We start from the raw sequence: 22,177 nt of genomic DNA, 5'->3' as shown, positions 1-22,177 counted from the left end.
TCATTTTGAACTATTCATTTGGCTATGATCCATTTGCTTATGGTCTTTCGCTTCACTTTTCTCTGACGTCGATGAAGTTTTCATCGCATCGTGATTGGTTTCAGAAGCGCCATGACCACTGTGAACGGATTGACCATTCGTATATTTCGTTACTACCTTCTGGAATAGTCCATCTGGAATAGCGGAGAAATACTGAACTTCTTTTAATTGACCAGGCTTCGCCAGTTCTTCATATCTTTCCATCGTAAGTTTGGTTGGCGATTGTTTGGTTTTTGCAACAAAGGCATCGAAATCCGCTTGGGACGTCGCATTCACGTCGAATGTCATATCGGCGAAATGGGATCCGCTGAAATTAGCTCCCGTTCCGAAATAATGACCAATCTCATCCGCCTGCAAGTACAAGGTCATTGCCATTCCTGACATCGTATAAATCTGACCGCCTAACTGCGGAACCCAGAATGAGTTCATCGGAGCATCGGAGGTCAGTTCAAACTTAATCGGTGTATCCTCAGGAATTTGCACATAGTTTAGTGTGCCAATCCCTAACTCCGGATAAGTGAACAGCCATTTCCAATCCAGCGATGTCACTTGGATCGTAATCGGAGCTTTCTCCGACTTAATCGGTTTGGATGGCTCCAAAGCGTACGTATATTTAACGGTGATTACAGCGAGTGCCGCAATCATGATAATCGGTATTGACCACCATACAGCTTCTAGCGTTGTATTGTGTGCCCAGTTCGGTTTATAAGAAGCTTTACTTCCTTCTCGATCCCGATACCGCCATACAATCCATGCCGTTAGTGCCAAAACCGGAACAAGAATGACCAAACACATAACCGTGGAGATGTACATCAAATCTTTTTGCGTCTCAGCAATCGGCCCTTTCGGATCCAATACCATTGCTTGATTGCTGCAGCCTGCCAATAACACGACGATGGCAATCATCATCAAAGGCAGCAGTGCTTGTACGAGTTTTCTCTTCTTCATCCAACTAACCTCCTAATCCACAATCTACAAAGTGCTGTTTCTCAGTATTTATTAACATGCGCTTTTTTATCTAATACTAAGATAACAAATTGCATTTAAAAGTACACAGGCGCTAGCAGGACTTAACAAATACGTCAAAGGATCGACGTTTTACTGTAAAACAAATGTCACACAACGTTTGTTGACTATTATGTAAAAGTATGAAAATCCATGAAAATCAAAAAAGCCCTTCAAGTTATTCACCTGAAAGGCTAAACTTATTCATGATTTTTGTCTCATTCGTCCTTCGACACGGCACGTGAATGAACCAGATGAATCGCTGTGCGAATCACATAAACGAACACACTACCTACCATGAATCCGATTCCAATCATTAACGTAGCATTGCGATCACTGAAATGATCCAAACTCAATAAGCTTAATACTAACCCTATGCCAAGCAAAGCCCATGCCGCGATTGTCATTAACTTCACTAATGGCACCACATCACGTTCACTGCGTTCATTACTTACGGTTACTGTTTTAACAGCCATCATCATCACTCCAAACTCAGAAGTAAAAATCTAATATAGTTATTATAACACAAAAAATAAAAAAATGTTCATATTTTATTCACACGTTGATCAAATTTTGGACAAAAATAAAAATTAGAACTTCACAGAATTAACTATTGACATTTATTTTAATATGTGTTATAATTAAATATTTTATTGACTTTTACGAACCTCTGTAGGTATGATAGTTTCATTCTTTACTATCACTTTGGAGGGATTAAGATGCAAATCGCAAACGGAATTCATATGTTGGAGCTGGAAGTTCTCATCATGGGACATACAAACGTTATTTATCCTATCCTATTGAGCGATAACGACGGTGCGGTACTCATCGATACCGGTTACCCTGGGAACTACCCTCTTATTTGTAAAGCATTCGAACACGCCTCTGTCCCACTTGAATATTTAAAAACGATTGTGATCTCTCATCAGGACATTGACCATATCGGGAGCTTGCCTACATTTTTATCTGAAATGCCACGCAAACTAACTGTACTTGCCAGCCAACTTGAAAAACCTTATATCGAAGGCGAGAAAATGTTGATTAAAATCACGCCGGAAGCCATTGAGCGCGCTGTCGCGAGTTTGCCTGCGGATGTTTCACCCGAGTGGCGGAAAGCTTTTCGAACGAATTTAGAAAATCCCCCTAAAGGCCAAGTCCATGGCATCTTGGAAGATGACCAGGTGCTTACGATCGCCGGTGGGCTTCAAGTCATTTTGACTCCGGGCCATACGCCAGGGCATTTAAGCTTTTATCACATACCAAGTAAAACATTGATTGCTGCGGATGCGTTGGTTGTTGCGGACGGACAGTTGATGGGTCCAATTCCTGCTTATTGCTATGACTATGAGTTGGCGAAGCAATCGGTTAAGAGATTTGCTAACTATGACATTGAAACCGTCATTTGTTATCACGGTGGGCTGTTTCATGATAATCCCAATGCGCGGATTGCTGAACTAATAACAGAGCTTTGAATGGCGATTAACTAGCTATTTCCCTTCTGAACGTTCTAAAATTAAAAAGCAGGCTGCCCCCAAAAGGCAACCTGCTTTCCATTATGTACGTCAAACTACTTTAATAGCGTGTATGCGCCGATTACCGGCAGCGGTTTGACTTGACCTTGAGCGGCTGCAACTATGCCTAGGATGGCGAAGATGAAAAGTGCCAGGTTGGCTAGCGGCAGCAGAATCCAACCGATTAACGGAATGATTCCCAAAACCACGTTCACGATGACGCAGCAGAGGAATAACGTTAGTCCTTGATTCGCGTGATACATAGCGAACTTCGAATCTTTAGCAGCAATCAGTGGAACGAAAAACAAGATATAAGCAATAATAGCCATTCCTTTATTACTTTGAATATCCGTGGAATCGTACATGGACAGCACCTCTTTTCTCAAAGTATACTATTCCATTATATTCGGACTTTTCCATCTATTCTATTGATTTTCACACAATTCAAAAAATATTTTCCGACCATATCCGCAAGAGTTCCACCTCACGGGCAGGGTCCATTCCGGCTGCACGGGTCACAGTCATAGAACAATTTTGATCCCATGCCAACGTATCTCGAACAATTTCAATCAATGGTCGTGTTGTCAAACCGTTTGCAAAAGCCTTCGTATTATCCAAGGAGAACATCCCGACCAGACTATCGCTTTGAATCCAAAGCGGCAGTTCCATCCATTCACCGACCCCATGTGCTACTAGGAACTCTTCCGGCACCCACGTACAGATAACTTCACGCTCAGCAGTTTGCGTACAAGCTTGAACAACCTCCTCCATTGTATAATCACTTCCGCTCGCATGCAGCGTGCCTACAATCTCTTGCTCCACTAGACGAATAATCCAAGCTGACAAGTCACGCACATCAATAAATTGCAGTTTTCGTTCTTTCGGCAAAGGCACTAGCACCTCACCCCCACGGTGAAAACGAGCTGGCCAATACGTAAAACGATCGGACACATCGTGGGGTCCGACAATGAGACCAGGACGAATAACAAGCGTATGGTTGGGGAATTCTTGCTGCACGGCTAGTTCGCAAAGGGCTTTCTTTGCCCCGTATTTCTGACCAGGATCCATCTGATCCGTCAGTTTTGCAACAGGTGCTGATTCATTAACATTCAGTTTTTTCAGATCATCGTAAACGGAAATCGTAGAGATGAACGTGTAGTGTTTCACTTGATTCTTTAGCTGCTTAGCCGCTGCTAAGACAGACTCAGGTTCATACCCGCTGGTATCAATCACCGCGTCCCAATCACGACCTTGCAGGAGGTCTAAATCGATATTCCGATCGCCAATAATATGCTGAACGTTTGGAAAGGCATTGGCATCATGCAAGCCGCGATGAAACAAGGTAACTTCATGCCCATGCGCTATTGCCGCTTCCGTCAGGGCTCGTCCAAGAAACTTAGTACCGCCAAGAATCAGTATTTTCATCAGTGTCCTCCCATTGTTATATTTTCTAATCGTAGCATTTCAGCCATTCCTTACGATCCCAATCGGACATGCGATAGCCAAGCAACCAATGCAGCTGCTTTATTTTGAATGAATCTGGAAATAAACTCAGCAATAAATTACGCAATTTTATCGTCATCGGGTTCTTCATTTGTACCATTCGGCCCATGCGTCTCGACTGCCGCACAACGCGATTAGCTCGCGGGATTCTAATCGCTTCATAGGACACGTAAGCACTTCTGATACTGGCAAACGATACATCTGCGGCTTCTTTCAGACACTTTGCAAGGACATAAGCATCCTCCATCGCCTGTGCTCCGCCCTGCCCCAAATTCGGCAGCATCGGGTGCGCCGCATCCCCAAGCAGGACCACTCTGCCCTTGCTCCAGGAAGAAAGCGGCTCTCGATCATAAATATCATGTTTAAGAATCGCTTGTTCGTCTGTCGCCATTACCACCTCTTCAATTGGAGGATGCCAGCCACTTAATTGCTGAAGGACGTGTTCTTTTTTTATCCGCACTTCTTGACCTTCAGGGGCATTAATCGCAACAAACCAATAGATTTGACCTTCACCCAACTGTGAAAATCCAAATCGCCGGCCGCTGCCCCAAGCTTCAAAACCTCCGCCAACCTCTAATGTGTATGCAGGGTCTACATAAGCAGCTACACCACGAAAAGCCGTAAATCCCGAATACGTCAGCGTGCCTGCCCCAAACAAGAGCCTCACAACATCAGAATGCAGCCCGTCTGCACCGATCAAAATATCGGCGTGGTCTTCCGTTCCATCCTCAAACCGAACGCTGACACCCTGCTCATTTTGTTCAAATGAGATCATCTTTTTCCGATCATGCAGCATGGTTTCATCCCTCAGAGACTCTGCCAAAATAGCCTGCAGTCTCGCACGATGAATAAGATAGCTATACGTTCCATAACGGGCTGCTTGTTTGGCTACCGGAACGGATGTGATGACTTTGCCATCCCAAGTGCGAATATCTGCCTGGCCAACTTTGGCACCTGCCTGCTTCACCTTATCGGCGACTCCAAGATCAGTCAAGACTTCCAATGCATTCGCGGCGATGACGATCCCTGCTCCGAATTCAGTTCGTGTTTCCTTTTTCTCATAAATAACTGCTTCCCATCCGATTTCTTGTAGAAATAAGGCTGTAGTGAGGCCGCCAATGCCTGCCCCAATAATAATCGCTTTCTTGCCAGGTGCAACAGACTCCATGCCACCCTCCCAAATCCAGTCATTTCCATCTACTTTATCATATTCCAAGAAAGAGAAATACTCCTTAATCCAAAGAGTAAGGAGTATTACGATCATGCATATGAATTGTCATTTAGTAATCAATTGGCAACTTTTTCTTGCTTCACTTCAATCAGTTCTAAGTTGGAGAAAAAAAGGCTTAGTTTTTGCATTTTTTCAGAGGCAGCCAATTTCGGCAGTGGAGGGCACATAGGTTTCCCGTTATAACATACGATAAATAACAAATTCATCACCATTCCTTTATGAATTTTTTGCGCAGCCTTCTTGTATTTTCCGACAAATAAAGCGAGACACCGTCAATATTCGATATGTATATGCAACTGCACGGGGCAATATGCTATCTTTTTCAAACCGTTCAACCTTGTATATAATTCGAAAGACCCCCTCTGGTTAGAGGGGGTCTTCATTATTAAACAATCGCTAATTCGGAAAGTTTAGCTCGTACGCGATTCACCAATTCTTGCGCATCCCCTGGACGGTTCACAACATCGACTTGGTCCATATCTACGATTAACACTTCAGAAGCGTGATAATGATTCATCACCCAGTCATCATACCCCGACCAAAGCTGTCGATAGTAGTCAACCAAGGATTGATCTTGCTCGAAGCTGCGTCCTCTTAATCCGATACGGTGCATCACGGTATCAAAGGATGCTTTGAGATAGACCATCAGATCAGGTGCCTTCTTGGGCAGCTCTGCAAGTTCAGACATCATATTGTCAGCAAGCCCTTCGTAGACATCGAATTCCAGTTGAGAGATTCGTCCAAGCTCCCTATTCACTTTTGCAAAGTACCAATCTTCGTAGATGCTTCTATCAAGTACATTTCGATTATGTACCAATGCTTGTTTAATCGCCTTAAATCTTGTATTCAGGAAGTGCAGTTGAAGCAGAAACGGATAACGCTTCTTCTCAATCTCTTCCGGAGATGACGTGTAAAACAGCGGCAGAATCGGATTATCATCTACACTTTCATAGAAAACACTTGAATTCAGCTCTTTTCCAAGCAAAGTGGATACTGATGTTTTACCGAGACCGATCATTCCCCCAACCACAATCACAGCCATTGACCCCTTTCTCCTTCTACCCAATCATAATTTACCTACTGTCAATTTTCGCAAAGCTTTCCTATTATACAAGGAATTCAAAGTCCTGCAAACATTATTTTTACCTTCATCTCTCGATATCGTCCATTTGTGGACCACCACAAAAAATGTTCTTATGTTTTCGTGATTGTTTAATTGTTCATACTGTCACTAATAATAAGTGCAAGTTCATAAAAAAATAAGACAGAGGTGTGTCGATGATTTACGGAACCAAACTACTGGATACAGATATAGAGCTTTTTATTGCAGCCTTGACCAAAACACCTGTCTACGTTTGGTCGTTAGATCCTTTAGGCGTTTATTATCAAGTCAGCTCAGGGATTATTGTCAAATATACGCCTGATGAAGTGAGAATCCACAATGAGCAAGACGCATCGATTTCAAAATGGTATTCCCGTGAATCCAATGAATTCAGCATCAGTTTCTAACTTACGAAAAAAACCGCCCTTCTCCATAAGTGGAAAGACGGTTTTTTCACGCGAATTCAGTTCCATTCCATGATGTTTTGTCCACTTGTCAACGTAGGTAAACACACATCAATGACCGTTCCTTCTCCTAAATGGCTCTGGATGGTCATTGTCCCTTTATGAGCCTCGACAATTTTAAAACACATCATCAACCCGAGACCTGTCCCCTTTTCCTTCGTCGTGTAAAATGGTTCCCCTAATTGCTTTAATCGATCATCCGGAATGCCACAGCCGTTGTCTTCTGTCCGAACCCTGATCCATTCATCACCTTGCAGGGACACCGTCAGTTTGATTTGCCCATCCTTCGCAATGGCTTCCATCGCATTTTTAACCAAATTAATGAACAATTGCTTCAAATGCATTTCTGAACAAACAAGCTGTGTGCTCTCCGTTTCAAACTCCAAGACAAGCTCTACATCGCATAACACAGCCTGCGTCTCGAGTAGTGCAGTAACCGATTGAAGAATATCCTTCAGATCGCTTTTTTTGTAATGAATCGCCTCCGGCTTAGCAATCACAAGAAATTCACTGACAATAAAATTGATTCGATCTAATTCGGAGAGCATGATGTCAAAATAGTGCTGCTTCCCCTTTACATCATTCTGCAGCAGCTGCAAGAAGCCGCGAAGTGAAGTAAGGGGGTTTCTAATTTCGTGTGCTAACCCTGCGGCTAATTGTCCTGCGACAGATAGCTTATCCGATTTACGTAACAATTCCTCCGTTCGATTGCGTTCTGTTATGTCCCTTGAGATGCCGGCAAAGCCTATAATCTCGCCTTTTTCATTTTTGATCGGCGTTTTCGTCACGCTCACATGTACAAGCTGTCCATCCTTCCGCAGTCTGACGGTCTCAAGCCCTGAAATCTGCTTGCCAGCCTTCAGCATGTCATAGATTTCTTTGCGCTGTTCCTCCAAGAAATCAGGGTAAATCGGCAGCGGCTTATTCAACAATTCATCTTGGTGCCAACCAAATATTTGCTCGTAAGCCCCATTGACAGAAATAACTCTAGCACGTAAGTCAAGCACACAAATGGCATCTGTCGTATTGTTGATGAACGATTCAAGAAGATCCTTGGTCTCTCTAAGCTCAGTTTCCATGCGTTTTCGTTCCGTAATATCCACACAGGATCCGATAACTTCGACGACGCGGCCATTTTCAAAAATCGGTCGCAAGGAAGTTAAGTAAGTAATGCCACGAAAAGTCGCTTCATACATGACATTTTCCTCACCGTTCCACGCCCTGCGGTAAAACGAATCCATATTAACAGCCATAGAATAAGGCCAAATCTCAAAGAGATGATTGCCTAGAATATTAGAAGGTTGGAATCCCAATCGATAGAGAAGTTCGCCGTCGCAAAGCGTATGAATGAACTTCCCTTGCATTTGTCTGAACTTCATCGTCATGCCTTGCTGTCTACGCACAGTATCGTGTAGATCTTGTTGAGCAACTCGCAAGGATTCGCGATCTTTGTTATGCTGGGTAATGTCTCTGGCAATCACATAAATCCCTTCATTCATGCCATCAACGATGATGGGCACGTTTTTCAAGCCTAACTCAATCTGCTCACCGTTTTTATGTTTAACTCGAAGCATGTAATTATCGGACTTAGAAACGATGCTATCGATCCAATTATTGGCTTGATGTTCCTGCTTCCATAGGTAGTTAATGGATTGACCTACCATTTCTCGCTCCGTGTACCCCAAAATCCTTTCCATGGCGGGATTAAGACTTCTAATCGTCCCTTTGAGATCACAAGTGAGAATTCCGGCAGGATTATGCTCGATTAATGATTTGTACCTCTGCTCACTCTCTGCAAGCTTTCGTTCCATTTCCGTTTTCTGTGAAAGATAATTGATTTGGGACATATAATAAAACGGCTCATTCTGTGAATCCCTCATTAAAGAGATCCTGAATTCCACCCAAGCGATGCTCCCATCTTTGCGAATCAATTTTTTCTCAAGTTGATAGAAGCTTGTATCTCCAGAGAGCATTTGCTCGAAATAAGCTTCTAATTCCTCGGCTTCATCCTGTGAAAATATCGCATGTAGTTCCCTATTTATTAACTCTTCCTCCGCATATCCGGTTAAGGTACATAAACTAGTATTTACTCTTATCCATAACCCGTTCAGCGAAATAATGGCGATACCCATCGTGGTGAATTCGAAAACTGCGGCAAAAGACGGCTCTGTGCTCGAAAGCAAACCCTGAATATTGTCAGGATCTGCACGGTTTGAACGATCCTGCGGATTATTGACCCTATTCATACGTTATCTCCTATCATAGATATGCATTGGATGACTTTCAGTACCGATCGTTTTTTGAATTCGACAACTTGCATATTATTCCTTCTTTAGAAGTCGTTGGAACATAAATAGTTCGCGATATGTGACCTTGAGCGTAATTGTTATGCTAGAATGTAAAAGGGTCTCACTATATTTTAACGAGTAGCACGAAGGAGGAATCACAACTTGCCAAACATCTGGACTCATCTCATATTCGGCCAAGAATTGATGGCGCAACTGGGTCATGATCAAATGCTGAATGACAGACAAATGAGACAAGTTTTCTCCCTTGGCTGTCAAGGGCCGGATTTCTTGTTCTATCATCATTTCTTGCCTTGGAAAAAGGATAAAACACTAAATAAATTAGGAAGTCTAATGCATACGAAAAATTGCGGTCCCTTCCTGGTGGATTTACTACGTCAGGTGCAAGGCCGCGGTCTGTATAATCCGGCTGTTGTTTATGTGCTTGGATTCATCACGCATCATATTTTAGACCGTAACATGCATCCATATGTTTTCTATAAATCAGGTTTCAAAAAATGGGATCACCAACGATTTGAAATCATTATGGATACACTTATCGTCAAACACAAACGTGGAATTCAGACATGGAAAACACCGGTTTGGAAAGAAATTTATGTGGGTGAAAAGCTGCCGCTTGGCGTTGTACCTGCTCTAATCCAAGCAACGGCTAACAACTACCCGGACATGACTACGAACATAACGGAGAAAGATTGGAACGATGCATACTTCGATATGATAAAAGCGCAGCGTCTTTTTCACGATCCTAAAGGAATCAAGAGGTTATTAACCCTCGGTAAAATTTCGCCGCTGGTTTATAAAAAACGTGTGGCTCCGCTTGACTATTTAAACGAAGCCCACACCGTTTGGAACTGTCCGACATCGCTTGAAGAGACCTATACGCATAGCATCTGGGACTTATGGAATATAGCTATGGCAGATGGCGAAATCGTCCTCCAAGCGGCAATTCAAGTTTTACTTAGAGGTTCGTCTGACGACCTGCAAGCCTTTACTGCCGTTCTAGGCAACCGCTCTTACGAAACCGGGAAAGATTGTGACAGCGGTCTGGAAATAACGTATGTGAAGCCAATGCTTTAAAGGTTCAAATCGTCGACTTGGTCCAACCAATTCTCAATTTGGCCGATTACAGAAGCTACGCAGCCATCATGGAAAGGCGAGATCAAGTTCGCAACTTGAACAAGTTCCGTGAAGCTTTGGCTTCCTCCTTGCTGACATAATCTTAAATAATCTTCCCAGGCTTGCTCCGGATTTTCATTAGCCCGTTTCCAGAACTGAAATGCACATACCTGCGCGAGCGTGTAGTCGATGTAGTAGAACGGGCTTTTGTAAATGTGCGGCTGCTGCTGCCAGAAGCCTCCTCTTTCCAAAAAGTCGTTATCCTCGTAAACACGATGTGGTAAATATTTCCGTTCAATCTCGCGCCAAACGAGTTTGCGTTCCGCTGGCGTCAGCTCCGGCTGCTCATAAATGCGGTGTTGGAATTCATCAACCGCTACGCCATAAGGAATAAACAACAACGATTCGCTCAAATGTTTAAATTTATATTTATCCGTTTCTTCTTCGAAAAATAGCGACATCCAAGGCCAAGCGAGAAACTCCATGCTCATAGAATGGATTTCACAAGCCTCCAAAGTTGGAAAAACATATTCAGGCACTTGGAACTCTCTGGAGCTATAACCTTGGAAGGCATGGCCAACTTCATGTGTTAAGACATCGATATCTCCTGATGTACCGTTAAAATTAGAGAAAATAAATGGTGCTTGGTATGTACTAATATAAGAGCAATAGCCCCCAACTCGTTTCCCCTTCTTAGCCACCAGATCCATCAAACCATTTTCGATCATAAACGTGAAAAATTCATTCGTTTCCGGCGACAACTCCGCATACATCTTCTGTGCTTGCTCGACAATCCAATCGGCATTCCCTTTGGGTGTCGCATTTCCTGACGGGAAGCCGAACTTATCATCGTAGTAATGAAGGGCATCTACGCCGATTCTAGCTTTCTGCCGTTCCTTCAATTTCGTAGCAGCAGGTACAATATGCTCCAATACTTGATTGCGGAATGCTTCCACATCCTTGGCATTATAATCGGAGCGGTTCATGCGCGCATAAGCCAATTCTACAAAATTGCTGTAACCAAGCTTCTTAGCAATTGTCGTACGAACCTTTACCAGCTGATCATAGAGGTCATCCAACTTCTCTTCATTTTCGATAAAAAAGTTATATTTTACATCATTCGATTCTTTGCGAACATTTCGGTCTGTTGATAATTGAAAAGGGATCAGCTGTGATAAATTTCGTTCTTCTCCTGCATAAACCAACTTCGCCGAAGCAAGCAGCTTGGAATATTCGCTGGCCAGTTTATTTTCTTGGACGAGGTCTTCAACGATTTCCGGCGAGAAGGTTTTGAGCGATAAGGATGCAATTCTGAATAATTGTTTACCCCATTTGGCTTCCAGTTCAGCACGATAGGACGAACCGATCAACGCTTTGTAGAATTCTGTGATTGAGCCTTGATATAAAGGTTCAATTTCATCTAAATATTCTTGTTCCGCTTTATAAAATTCATCCGTCGTATCCACGGTGTGCCGAATTCGTGCAATAGATTCCATAGACTCTTGCTCACTCCGAAGCTTTACGATAGCTTCCATCGCTTGGTCCTGCTCCTCAAAAGAAGCTGCTTGCTTAAACTGTTCTAAAAGCTCTTTAAACGCCGCTTCAAATGTACTAAATTCGGGTCTTACATAAGTAAAGTCTTGAAATTTCATTGACTTCTCTCCCTCGCATTTTTTTCAATGTAACGGCTACGTCTTCATTATCCCTCATAAATTGGGGATTTGCCAATTAATTTCCTGACTCCCTAGCTCCTTAAGAAGCTTATTAACCTGCGAAAATGGCTTGCTGCCAAAAAATCCGCGATAAGAAGAAAGCGGACTCGGATGAACAGATTTTAGAATAAAGTGCCGATTTGTATGAATGAGCCGCTCCTTGGCTTGGGCATGACTTCCCAATAGGACAAAAATAACTGGCTGCTCCCGTGTATTCAGTGCCTCAATCACTTTGTCTGTAAAACGCTCCCATCCCTTCCCTTTATGGGAATTAGGTGTGTCTTCGCGAACGGTTAACACCGTATTTAGGAGAAGTACGCCTTGCTCGGCCCATTTCACTAAATAACCGTTATTGGGAATAAAGCAGCCCAGATCGGACTGCAATTCTTTGTACATATTTTGTAAGGACGGCGGTGGTGTGATGCCCGGTTTAACGGAAAAACTGAGGCCATGCGCTTGGCCTCTTCCGTGATAAGGATCTTGTCCCAATATGACAACTTTCGTAGCTTCGTAGGAGGTTAAATGCAAAGCATTCAAAACTTCATCTTGTTCGGGATAGATGGTATTGTCTCGGAATTCATCATTCAGAAACTCACATAATGCTTGGAAATAAGGCTCTTCAAATTCAGAGCCTACTACCTTAGCCCAATCGTTCGTTAAATCAAACACTTTTTTGATCCCCCATTACTCTGTTTCCGTTCCGAGCTCTCCCGTATCGATATTTTTCAGTACAATACGTCCGTCTGTGGCTGTTCCATCTGGAAGCACTAGCTTTAGTTTCGTCGTTTTCCCTTTTTGAACAAGTGCTTGCACCTGTGTATCGGTCAAATTCCGGCCAAAACTTTCCTTCCAAATGACAAACTTGCAGCCTTCCTTATAATGAGAGCACCCATACCCTTTGCGCCCCATAAAAAGAGAGCCTCCGCAACCTGGTCGTGGACAAGCGGCCAAGAATGAGTTGGCACCATCCGAAGGGCTGCTGCTGGAATCCGCCGATTTCTTGGATGCTGTTTTCGCCTTGGCGCTGCCTGAAGGGGCAGATGACTTCGCACGTGTCGCAGATCCTCTCTTATTCCCCGCTGGAGCAGGCGTTTCACCTTCGAAGGCTGTTTTGGAAGCTCTAGGCTGTACGCGTACTTTGTCGACGATTAAGGTCGCAAACCTTTTGACATTGTGCATAAACTGCTCGTCCGACGCTGTGCCGCGGGAGATCTCATTCAGCCTGCGCTCCCATTGGCCCGTCATTTCGGGAGATGTAAGCAGCTCGATGCCGGCACCGCGAATTAATTCGACGGCCATTCTGCCCTTCTGGGTAAGGACAATCTTTTTGCCCTGCATGTCGATATAGCCTACCTTCTTCAACCGTTCAATCGTTGCTGCGCGTGTTGCCGGCGTCCCGAGCCCGGAATCTTTCATCGCATCGCGAAGCTCTTCGTCCTCAATTTGCTTGCCTGCGCTTTCCATCGCTTTAAGTAGTGTACCTTCGTTGAAATGCTTTGGCGGCTGAGTATCTTTCTCTTTGACGACGGCATCGCTGCAAATAACTTGACCTTGCGCATCGATGGAGAAAGGTTCGCTGACTTCAACCTCTTCGTCTTCTTCCTCTTCCTTCTCTTTGCCTTTGGAGCTTTTGGGCTTTTCTTTTTTCTGATCGGCATAAATGACCTTCCAGCCCAAATGGAGAAGTTCTTTCACCGTCGTCTTGAACATCTCTTGTTCGACCTCGGTCATCACCGTGTGAACCTTATATTCGGCAGGCGGATAAAATTGCGATAAAAAACGTCTCACGATCAAATCGTACAATTTCTGCTCATCCGGCGTGAGTCCAGATGCCTTACGATTCGTCGGCAGAATCGCGTGATGATCTTCCACCTTGGACGGGTTGCAAATATTTTTATTGTTTTTGTGCACCAGATTGCGGTTAGCTCCCTGCACAAGGTCATGATACGCGGTACCCTGCAAAGCCGATAAGGACTTATGCATTTCCGGAATATTTTGCTCCGTGACATAGTTGGAATTCGTTCTGGGATACGAAATGACCTTATGTTTCTCATAAAGAGACTGCGCGGTATCGAGCGTTTTCTTGGCCGAAAAAGCGTATTTCCCATTCGCCTCGCGCTGCAGCAGCGTTAAATCATACAATTTAAAGGGGTATTCCTTCGTTTCCTTTAATTCATAGGAAATAATGCGTGCCGGTTTCCCCTTCACCTTGGCCGCTAATGCCTCCACTTTCGGTTGGTCTGTTAAGCGTTCGCCCTGCCACATGCCTCTGTATGTGGTATCGCCTTGTGTGAAATAGCCCTCCAGCTCATAAAACTTGAGTGAGGAAAAGGCTTCAATTTGTTTCTGACGATCATAAATGAGCGCAAGGACCGGCGTTTGAACGCGACCTACGGAAAGCAGGACATTATGCTTTGTTGTAAAAGCACGCGAGCCATTCATGCCGATTAACCAATCGGCTTCACTTCGGGAACGTGCGGCTCGGGTCAGATTCTCATATTCGGATCCGTCTTTCAACGTTGCAAAACCATTGCGAATCGTTTCCGACGTTAAGTCCGAAATCCAGAGACGCTTCACCGGCTGTTTCAGCCCTAAGTGCCGCTGAATCAAAGAGAAAATATGCTGCCCCTCTCGCCCGGCATCGCAGGCATTGACGAGTTGATCACACTTTTTCGCAAGTTCAGCAATAACCTTCAGTTGATCATATGTCCGCGGATTAGGAATCAGCTTAAACTCATCAGGAATGATCGGCAGATGGCTTATGTTCCATTTTTTATATTTCTCATCATATTGATCGGGTTCAGCCAACTCGATTAAGTGTCCGATCGCCCAGGTGATAATGTACTGCTCACCCTCCAGGTAGGACCTAAGATTTTTGGCTTTAGGTTCTATTGCGGCGGCTATATTTCGCCCCATGTCCGGTTTTTCCGCAATAATAAGTGTCTTCAAAAGAGTATCGCTCCTTACTCATTCTTTCTAAATGGATCTCATCTATCGACTCAGTGTATCCCACTTTATAAGTGTCTGCAATATGGCAAAGGTTCAATTTATGATTTTTACAGTACAGTAAGATGTCCTTTTATCTCATGATCAGCTTAGACGAATGATATTAATGGTCGCTCCCGGAGGCGATAAGACAACCGTCGCAACCAATCCGAACATTTGGAGAATAATGGTTGATCCAGCAGTAACTGTAGTAATAAAATCTCCTAAATAAGCTGTCGTTGCAACCGCAGGTGATGTCACAGACGCTGGAATAGCTACGCCCTTGAGAAGCCTAAAGTTGCTAATGTATATACCAGAAAACTTCTTTTATCGAACATTTATTTTAGTACTAGTTAATTCCAATTTGTTCAAAATATTTTTGGTTATGGATAACGGAAGGGTGAGTAGGATTGTAGGAGTAGGAGATATCATGATGAAATTTCGCCTTATCCACCTTGCCGATCCGGTCGTAACATAAACAAAGCTGAACATGCGGCAGCCACGTCCAGGACGAGTGATCCATAAAGCCCATCGATTCCTTTGGCTTGGTAAACTGTGTTGCGATCTCATACCAATAGATCGCTTGCAAATAATCTTGCTCCCCCAGAAAAATAGACCCGATTCGGCAGCAGCAATCTGCGCGAGGCGTATCAAATTCAAAGGCCCTGAACAAAGCCATAAGCTGTTCATCTCTCTTACCTAAATGGCTGTAGCAGGTTGCCAAATGAAGGGAAGCAGCAATTTTATCTTCCAACCAACCGTCTGGCGATTGAAGAAAATCTTCATAATAGTTCACAGCTTCCTCATAATAGCCATGTTCTCTGCATTCATTCGCATAATAAAATTGATCTCGTAAACTTAACGTCTCTCCTCCGGCAAGTTTCTTTCGATATATTTGTAAATTGCGATCCGTATGCAGCTTATCTTTCCGGTGTGTGACTGCAATTTCACTGTGAATCACAGATCCACTTGCTGCTAAATATTCATGCACAGCGCCAATCCATTGAAACTGGCAATCTCGGCGAACTAGCCGGTTTCTGCGCAGACTGTACGTCACATTCTGATTCTCATCAAAGCTAAGATTATAATTCATCGTCACGCGATCCACAACCGGCTCCAGCGTCCGAATCAACTCGAGAAATAGCAACCGGTCTTTCTCTGTCAACGTATCATCAGCGTCCAACCATAGAATGTACTGCTGCGTCGCTTGGGAAAAAGCAAAGTTCCTGGCTGCGGCGAAGTCATCCACCCATTCAAAATCATAAATTCGATCAGTATACCTTGCAGCAACTTCCTTTGTTCTGTCCGTTGAGCCCGTATCAACAATAATGATTTCATTCGCAATCCCTCGAACGGAATGGAGACATATCGGAAGCGCGTTTTCTTCATTTTTAACAATGAGACATAAACTGATTGTGATCTTGCGCTCATCGGCGTTTACCCCATTGCTGCCTTGTTTATAGGCATCAACACCGGCCAATTCTGACTTGCGATAAATATGATAGGCTGGGTAATGGGTGTCCACGTAGAGTGAGAAGCCCATAGCGCGTGCGCGAATGCAAAAGTGCCGGTCTTCTCCCCAGAATGATAGATTGGGAATTTCGGCAAACCGTACACCGGCTTGAATGGCTTTGCGGCTGATCAAGGTGCACGCCCCAAGCCCGCCAACCTCATAAATACCCGGTATTCTCAGTTGAGCGAAGAACTGCCAAGTCCGCCTCGCCGACTCCTCGTCGGATAAAGATTCCTGTCTGCTTTTGTGGTACAGGGTATACTGGTCGCTCAGCCAAACTTGGGGCATTTCCATCGTATCCGGCTGCCATTTCGTCCAAAAAATGTTGGCAACAATCGCTTTGTTCGCCGACACAAGCTGCTCAAGCGTGTGCGGGTGTAAAATGAGATCGGAGTCAATCAGAAATACATAATCGAATTTCTTTTCCAAAGCATAAGAAAGGATAGCATCCTTCATTTTGGCTACTTTCCAAATCGTATCCTCCGGCCAATAATGAGTGAATTCATCCTTCTCATAGGCTGCGGCATGTTTCTCTTCATTATGAATGACAGTCCGACCATAGTTTGCTTGAAAATCAAGCAGTAATTGCTGTGAAGCTTTTGCCTCGTTATCGTCCACGAATAAATAGTTCACGATTAAGTTATTGCGCTCAAGTTCGGCGAGTGAAGTGAGAAAAGGAGTAAGAATTTCAGGTGTTTGGCGAATGGGGCTTCCAATCAGCACACGTTTTTTAGGACTCAAAGTGCCTTCTCCTCTCGGCGGAGATTAGCAAAATAAATTTTATTATGCAAAATGCTCGGATGAGTCGGATTGTAGACGTAGGCGATCTCATTATGCAGCTCCGCTTTCTGCTTCTGTCCCATTCGGTCATAGCACAAGCAGAGGTGAAGGTGCGGCATCCACGTCCAAGCCGCATGATCAACCATACCTACATAGTCGGTTGGCTCTCCTAACGATGTTGCTTTCTGAAACCAATAGATGGCAAGTTCCAGCCGATTGTCGTCGTAGAAAAAGTTCCCCACCCGACAACACATCTCCGCTCTTGGCTTCCCGTAAAGCAAGGTTCTAAACCAAGCTCTCAGCTGCATCTGCCTATTCGCCAGATTGCCGTAACAATCTCCCATCTTCAGGCAAGCGGCAAAACAATCCTCACGCCATCCCTGTTTGGTAGCAAGAAAGCGTTCGTAATACGTAACAGCTTTGTCATTAAGACCATGATCTTTGAGCTCATTAGCATAGTAGTACAAATCTCGTGGGGAAAAGGATTCATTCGCAGACTCGCGTTTTTGATATATCCGCAAATTCCGGTCGGTATACGCCTTATCCTTCTTATGGGTAACGGCAATTTCCGACTGAATTACGTTACCGCTGACGATCAGCACTTCATGAACGGGACCTTCCCAACGAAACCCGGCTGCCCGCCTGACTAAACGGTTGCGTTTAAGGCTCGTTGTTACGTTATGATCGGCATCAAATGCTAAGTGATACGGCATCATCACACTGTCAACGGAAGGATCCAAGTCCTCTTTAAGCGCTATGAATTTCAGCCGGTCTGCTTCTTCAAACTCGTCATCCGCATCCAACCATAAGAGATAGTCCTTAGTCGCTTTAGAAAAAGCAAAGTTTCTGGCCTCAGCAAAATGATCATTCCATGTCAAATCATAGATAAGTTCCGTAAAAGAGGAAGCTATCTCCTTGGTCCTATCCGTAGAACCGGTGTCTATGATAATGATTTCATCCGCTACTTCTCTTACAGAGTGAAGACAGCGGTGAAGGGACTGCTCCTCATTTTTGACAATCATGCATAAACTAATCGTTATCAATTGGCTATTCCTCCCAAGTTACAAGGTTGGGATGTTCATCTAGAATGGAATCATACTGCTCTCTCCAGCCGTATTGGGCGTTCGGATCAAGTCGCATATACCGCTCATATTTCTCGATCCTATCTTCCGGTTTCGCCCATCCGAAGTGCTTGATTCTGGCAGTGTGGCATAAATAGGAAAAATGGTTGATCGTGGCTGGGAAGCGGCCGCAGTGCTGAGGCGTCTCTTTCCAGAGATATGGAAAATCCGGTTTATACCGGATCAGGAAAGGACGGTAGTAGTGATGGGCACTCCAATAAGCATCATCCCGATAACTGGTTTCGCTCCACATATCATACAGCCGAAAATAGATGGCATCCTGTTCACAGTGACTCAGCAAGTCACGCACTTGATTGGCAAATTGATCCTCCAGGAGCTCATCTCCATCCAGATTCAGGATCCATTCCGGATTGGTTTGCACTGTCGCTTCCCATTGCTGCTTTCTTAGCTGCACCTCATTGGCAAAACGCGATTCAGGATTGCGAATCAACTGCAGAGGAATGCCGGACAGAAGCTCTTCACAAATCTCTGAAGTATCGTCGGTACTTCCGTCATCAATGATGACTGCTTCATCAATCCAGTTGCGATGCTGGAGTAATGCCTTGCGCAAATAGCGGTGGCTTTCGTTTTTTACAACCATGGAAAGTGTTAATTTACTCATGGTGCACCCCCGCAACGCAAAAGATTTCATGCCCGTGCCAGTTGGACTGAAGTCCAACCATCATCCTCGTCTTATCCTTCTCAGACATACCGGGAATCGCCACCGGATGGATGCGCAAATCATACTCAAGCCTCGTTGGCTCCTCTCTGGAAAATAAGGAGATGATCTCAAATCCACCTAAGGCCGTTAGCTGCTCTATATGTTTTTTTGCATAATGAATCAGATGGTCTTCTTCTATAAATAGCGGTGAAGAAGCTCCTTGCAGCACATTGGTCAGCGAGTGTTGATTAGGCACACTGAACAGCACTCTCCCTCCCGGTGCTAATAAAGAATGTACTTGCTTCATAAATGAAATTGGAGACGGAATGTGCTCTAGGACATGCCAGAAAACAATCGCATCAAACTTTTCTTCCTTTTCAAAAAGACTCGAATCCCATATCTCATTCCGGAGTTCCAGCCCATAACGCTCTTTCGCGTATTCGCACGCATCGGCTGACGGCTCAAGTCCTTGCACTTGCCATCCTGTTTCCCTGGCTAACCATAGAAATTCTCCGGTTCCAGAGCCAACTTCAAGCAATTTCCCTTTTTTGTTAAAAAACATATCAAGCAGCAATACGCTGAAAGAAGCATGCTCTTTAAATGTATTCGTGGCATAAATATCTCTCATCGCCACCCATGTCCGATCATATATATCCTTAATTAGTTGCTCCGGCACAACTTTATCGACTTGCAGCTGATAAATGAGCTGACAGGACTCGCACATTACTAAAGTAAATTTTTCATAAGTATGGAAAATAATGCTTTCATTTGCTTGGCAAAGCGGACATGGCTGCATGTGATCATCCCTTCTTTCATGTAATTGAAGGTGTGCGCATATCAATGGCCATAAGTGAATAAACCGGAGGTGCCTTTGGATGAGCCGCCCAACAGTTTCGCTGTGCATGATTGTGAGAGACGAAGAACGCCTAATTGAAGCCTGTTTACGAAGTGTCCAAGATTGGGTGGATGAAATGATCGTCGTGGACACGGGTTCATTGGACAACACCGCGCAGATTGCCCGTTCCATGGGGGCTTCTGTCCTTGCCTACGAATGGAATAACCATTTTGCAGATGCCAGGAATTATGGGCTGCAGCATGCAAAGTCAGATTGGATCCTTTATTTGGATGCCGATGAGGAGCTATCGCCTCTAGGTGATTTCGATTTGCATAAGGTGCTACAAGAGACACAAGCCTCTGTCTTATCCCTCCATTTAGTCAATTATATTGGCGAAACGCCAAATGAAGACGAAGCATTTCATATTGCTCATCCACGTTTTTTTCGCAATCACATCGGGCTGAAGTTTAAATATGCCATCCATGAAACACTGAATATCGACGATATTTTCCTTGATCGCGACACGACGGACATCTTGGGAACGATACCTCTCAAATTATTTCACCGCGGATATATGGAGCCAATTACGATTCAGAAAAACAAGTTTGCCCGCAATATGACCCTGCTGCAGCAGGAAGCAAGCACTCCAGCGGCAACTTCTAATCCATGGATTGAATACCACATAGCCAGCGAGTACTATCGCGTGCATCAATATGACAAAGCATTTGAGTATGTGAATCTATCCATCGTCCGCTTCATTCAATCAGGTAAAATGCCCCCTTCTATGCTGTATAAACTGAAATATGCCATCCTCTTTAACACAGGGAGCATCGATGGCGCCTGGCCCGGTATTGAGAAAGCCATTGCCTTGTATCCCGATTATGTCGATCTTCATTTCTATAAAGGTGTCATTTGCTATTTGAAGGGGTGGTACGCTGCGGCAATTGACGTTTTTCGGCATTGCATTGAGTCGGGGGACATGACAGGGCAACATCTGATCTTGCGAGGTACAGGCAGCTTTCATGCCTATTATTATTTAGGTTTATGCTGGGAAAAATTAGGAAATAACCTAGAGGCAATAAACGCCTATGAAAAGGCCTACGAGCTGTCCCCGACCTATACCATTGCCGGCGATGCGCTTAACAGGCTGAAGGAAATCGAAACCTAGTATCTTCAGAAAACGGATGCAGCCAGCTCGAAAAACACTCTCGGCCTCCCGGGAATGTCATTTCGTGCTGTCATTTTTTCAACAAAAATTTCGCGTACTTTATCGGAGTTTCATAGGTTTTATAAAAAGTTGCCGTCATTTTCGCTTTTCTGAAGGAATAACGCTGATCTCTTCCGTTCACTTCAATTAACTTGATGACTCCGCTTTGATCCACACCGACATCAAGCCCAAGATCAGCCATGTGAGGCAGGCTACTGCCTAGATGCCTCGCTATCGCTAACGATGCTTGATGTATTTCCTCCGTCATGTATGCGGCATTAAACCCGCTCAACTTAAAAAGCTCCTCGCAGCGCTTCACTTGGCCCCCTTTCGCTACATTGGTCACATGACGGCCTCTAGCCGCGACTTTGCCCACGATGCCTGTGATCTGCCATTGTCCGCTCTCACTTCGCTGCACAGACACCCTGATGTCATATGGCCTGCCTTTGTAAGTCGCTAAGGGTATGGTTTCTTGAATCATATACGATTGATTGCGAACTTTTTTATTTATTAAAAGTATGGCCCGCTTCCGGGATACAAGCTTAGGTTTGCTGAAAACACCATGTAGTTTCCAAGCTCCGCCCGCTTGCTTGGATGCTTTCATGATGCCATTCCCTACACTGCTGTTCGTTGGTTTAATAAAGAGTGAAGTATACTTGGACATAGCCGACTCCAACTGTTTGCGTGTGTATTTCGTAGACTCCGGCAAATACTTGCGGAGATGTGCATTCTTATGAATAAGATGATGAATGAGATGTTTGTCATAGCGATTCTGCCTATTAAATACGTAGCTATAGCGTGATAGCTCGTTTAATTTTTTTTTCAAATATGGCGTTAAGGTTATCGCACGGTTATGTGTAACACGAGGAATATTCTTCCGGACAAGCTTGTATTTATGATTGGAGTAAAAATAACCCAGTGCTGATTTCCTGTTCACATACCTCAAACACATATAGAAAGGCTTGATTCCGCACTTGTTGCCTGCTCGATCATACAACGCTATACGTTCGTTCCCGGTTCTTCCCTTTGCAATCCCCATATACGTTTTTAAATCAAGTAAGACACCTACTGTCGTTCGCACCTAAA

Annotated in this window: 20 protein-coding genes; 4 read left to right on the top strand and 16 right to left on the bottom strand. The window is 44.3% G+C overall.

The genetic code is table 11. The features are described 5' to 3' along the window. A complete protein-coding gene (gene cyoA / locus RQP52_RS04405; protein WP_315949695.1) occupies nucleotides 1-987 on the bottom strand; it encodes a ubiquinol oxidase subunit II in 987 nt (328 codons plus the stop codon). A 275-nt stretch (nucleotides 988-1,262) separates the two neighbouring features. Continuing rightward, nucleotides 1,263-1,520 carry a hypothetical protein gene (locus tag RQP52_RS04400; RefSeq protein ID WP_157326613.1) on the bottom strand — a complete coding sequence of 86 codons (258 nt, stop codon included), beginning with the start codon at nucleotides 1,518-1,520 and terminating at the stop codon, nucleotides 1,263-1,265. A 243-nt stretch (nucleotides 1,521-1,763) separates the two neighbouring features. Between RQP52_RS04400 and RQP52_RS04395 the strand changes: the two genes are divergently transcribed. Beyond that, nucleotides 1,764-2,516 (top strand): MBL fold metallo-hydrolase, encoded by a 753-nt coding sequence (locus tag RQP52_RS04395; RefSeq protein ID WP_315949694.1) that lies wholly within the window; start codon nucleotides 1,764-1,766, stop codon nucleotides 2,514-2,516. A gap of 95 nt (nucleotides 2,517-2,611) precedes the next feature. On the opposite strand, the gene RQP52_RS04390 is transcribed toward RQP52_RS04395, so the two are convergent. The 4 genes from RQP52_RS04390 to RQP52_RS04375 all read right to left on the bottom strand — a co-directional run bounded on the left by RQP52_RS04390 (nucleotide 2,612) and on the right by RQP52_RS04375 (nucleotide 6,331). Beyond that, nucleotides 2,612-2,920, bottom strand: a complete 309-nt coding sequence (locus tag RQP52_RS04390) for a DUF4870 domain-containing protein (protein WP_315949693.1) — start codon at nucleotides 2,918-2,920, stop codon at nucleotides 2,612-2,614. A gap of 79 nt (nucleotides 2,921-2,999) precedes the next feature. Continuing rightward, complete coding sequence (locus RQP52_RS04385) at nucleotides 3,000-3,980, bottom strand: NAD-dependent epimerase/dehydratase family protein (protein ID WP_315949692.1); 981 nt, start codon at nucleotides 3,978-3,980, stop codon at nucleotides 3,000-3,002. Between the two features lie 25 nt (nucleotides 3,981-4,005). Then, complete coding sequence (locus RQP52_RS04380; protein WP_315949691.1) at nucleotides 4,006-5,274, bottom strand: FAD-dependent monooxygenase; 1,269 nt, start codon at nucleotides 5,272-5,274, stop codon at nucleotides 4,006-4,008. A gap of 400 nt (nucleotides 5,275-5,674) precedes the next feature. After that, nucleotides 5,675-6,331 carry a deoxynucleoside kinase gene (locus tag RQP52_RS04375; protein ID WP_315949690.1) on the bottom strand — a complete coding sequence of 219 codons (657 nt, stop codon included), beginning with the start codon at nucleotides 6,329-6,331 and terminating at the stop codon, nucleotides 5,675-5,677. A gap of 236 nt (nucleotides 6,332-6,567) precedes the next feature. On the opposite strand from RQP52_RS04375, the gene RQP52_RS04370 reads away from it, so the two are divergent. Next, complete coding sequence (locus tag RQP52_RS04370) at nucleotides 6,568-6,798, top strand: hypothetical protein (protein WP_127456477.1); 231 nt, start codon at nucleotides 6,568-6,570, stop codon at nucleotides 6,796-6,798. 56 nt (nucleotides 6,799-6,854) lie between these two features. On the opposite strand, the gene RQP52_RS04365 is transcribed toward RQP52_RS04370, so the two are convergent. Beyond that, nucleotides 6,855-9,101 (bottom strand): PAS domain S-box protein, encoded by a 2,247-nt coding sequence (locus RQP52_RS04365; RefSeq protein ID WP_315949689.1) that lies wholly within the window; start codon nucleotides 9,099-9,101, stop codon nucleotides 6,855-6,857. A 204-nt stretch (nucleotides 9,102-9,305) separates the two neighbouring features. On the opposite strand from RQP52_RS04365, the gene RQP52_RS04360 reads away from it, so the two are divergent. Beyond that, nucleotides 9,306-10,238 (top strand): zinc dependent phospholipase C family protein, encoded by a 933-nt coding sequence (locus RQP52_RS04360; protein WP_315949688.1) that lies wholly within the window; start codon nucleotides 9,306-9,308, stop codon nucleotides 10,236-10,238. On the opposite strand, the gene RQP52_RS04355 is transcribed toward RQP52_RS04360, so the two are convergent. From RQP52_RS04355 to RQP52_RS04320, 8 genes are all read right to left on the bottom strand, one after another. Further along, on the bottom strand, nucleotides 10,235-11,929 hold the full coding sequence (locus RQP52_RS04355; RefSeq protein ID WP_315949687.1) for a M3 family oligoendopeptidase: 1,695 nt from the start codon (nucleotides 11,927-11,929) through the stop codon (nucleotides 10,235-10,237). The two genes, RQP52_RS04360 and RQP52_RS04355, sit on opposite strands and share 4 nt — an antisense overlap. Nucleotides 11,930-11,983: 54 nt before the next feature. Then, nucleotides 11,984-12,667 (bottom strand): uracil-DNA glycosylase, encoded by a 684-nt coding sequence (locus tag RQP52_RS04350; RefSeq protein ID WP_315950384.1) that lies wholly within the window; start codon nucleotides 12,665-12,667, stop codon nucleotides 11,984-11,986. A 6-nt stretch (nucleotides 12,668-12,673) separates the two neighbouring features. Next, nucleotides 12,674-14,938 carry a type IA DNA topoisomerase gene (locus RQP52_RS04345; protein ID WP_315949686.1) on the bottom strand — a complete coding sequence of 755 codons (2,265 nt, stop codon included), beginning with the start codon at nucleotides 14,936-14,938 and terminating at the stop codon, nucleotides 12,674-12,676. Nucleotides 14,939-15,079: 141 nt separating this feature from the next. After that, nucleotides 15,080-15,280 (bottom strand): BclA C-terminal domain-containing protein, encoded by a 201-nt coding sequence (locus RQP52_RS04340; protein ID WP_315950383.1) that lies wholly within the window; start codon nucleotides 15,278-15,280, stop codon nucleotides 15,080-15,082. A 43-nt stretch (nucleotides 15,281-15,323) separates the two neighbouring features. Then, nucleotides 15,324-17,228, bottom strand: a complete 1,905-nt coding sequence (locus RQP52_RS04335) for a glycosyltransferase family 2 protein (RefSeq protein WP_315949685.1) — start codon at nucleotides 17,226-17,228, stop codon at nucleotides 15,324-15,326. Beyond that, nucleotides 17,225-18,289, bottom strand: coding sequence for a glycosyltransferase family 2 protein (locus RQP52_RS04330; protein WP_315949684.1), 1,065 nt, complete (start codon nucleotides 18,287-18,289; stop codon nucleotides 17,225-17,227). Before RQP52_RS04330 ends, RQP52_RS04335 begins: the two co-directional genes overlap by 4 nt. A 25-nt stretch (nucleotides 18,290-18,314) precedes the next feature. Further along, entirely contained in the window at nucleotides 18,315-19,010 is a 696-nt protein-coding gene (locus tag RQP52_RS04325) for a glycosyltransferase (RefSeq protein ID WP_315949683.1), read from the bottom strand. Further along, nucleotides 19,003-19,773 (bottom strand): class I SAM-dependent methyltransferase, encoded by a 771-nt coding sequence (locus RQP52_RS04320; RefSeq protein ID WP_315949682.1) that lies wholly within the window; start codon nucleotides 19,771-19,773, stop codon nucleotides 19,003-19,005. The genes RQP52_RS04325 and RQP52_RS04320 overlap by 8 nt, the downstream gene beginning before the upstream one ends. A gap of 151 nt (nucleotides 19,774-19,924) precedes the next feature. On the opposite strand from RQP52_RS04320, the gene RQP52_RS04315 reads away from it, so the two are divergent. Continuing rightward, nucleotides 19,925-21,052: a glycosyltransferase gene (locus RQP52_RS04315; RefSeq protein WP_315949681.1), complete on the top strand. Its 1,128-nt coding sequence runs from the start codon at nucleotides 19,925-19,927 to the stop codon at nucleotides 21,050-21,052. A gap of 70 nt (nucleotides 21,053-21,122) precedes the next feature. Here the strand turns inward: RQP52_RS04315 and RQP52_RS04310 are convergent, their stop codons facing one another. Then, nucleotides 21,123-22,172 carry a YheC/YheD family protein gene (locus tag RQP52_RS04310; RefSeq protein ID WP_315949680.1) on the bottom strand — a complete coding sequence of 350 codons (1,050 nt, stop codon included), beginning with the start codon at nucleotides 22,170-22,172 and terminating at the stop codon, nucleotides 21,123-21,125. Nucleotides 22,173-22,177 lie beyond the last annotated feature (5 nt).

Origin of the sequence: Paenibacillus violae, from assembly GCF_032461945.1 — a bacterium.
Taxonomy (GTDB): Bacteria; Bacillota; Bacilli; order Paenibacillales; family NBRC-103111; genus Paenibacillus_E; species Paenibacillus_E violae.
This window is presented reverse-complemented; position numbering and strand designations above follow the sequence as displayed.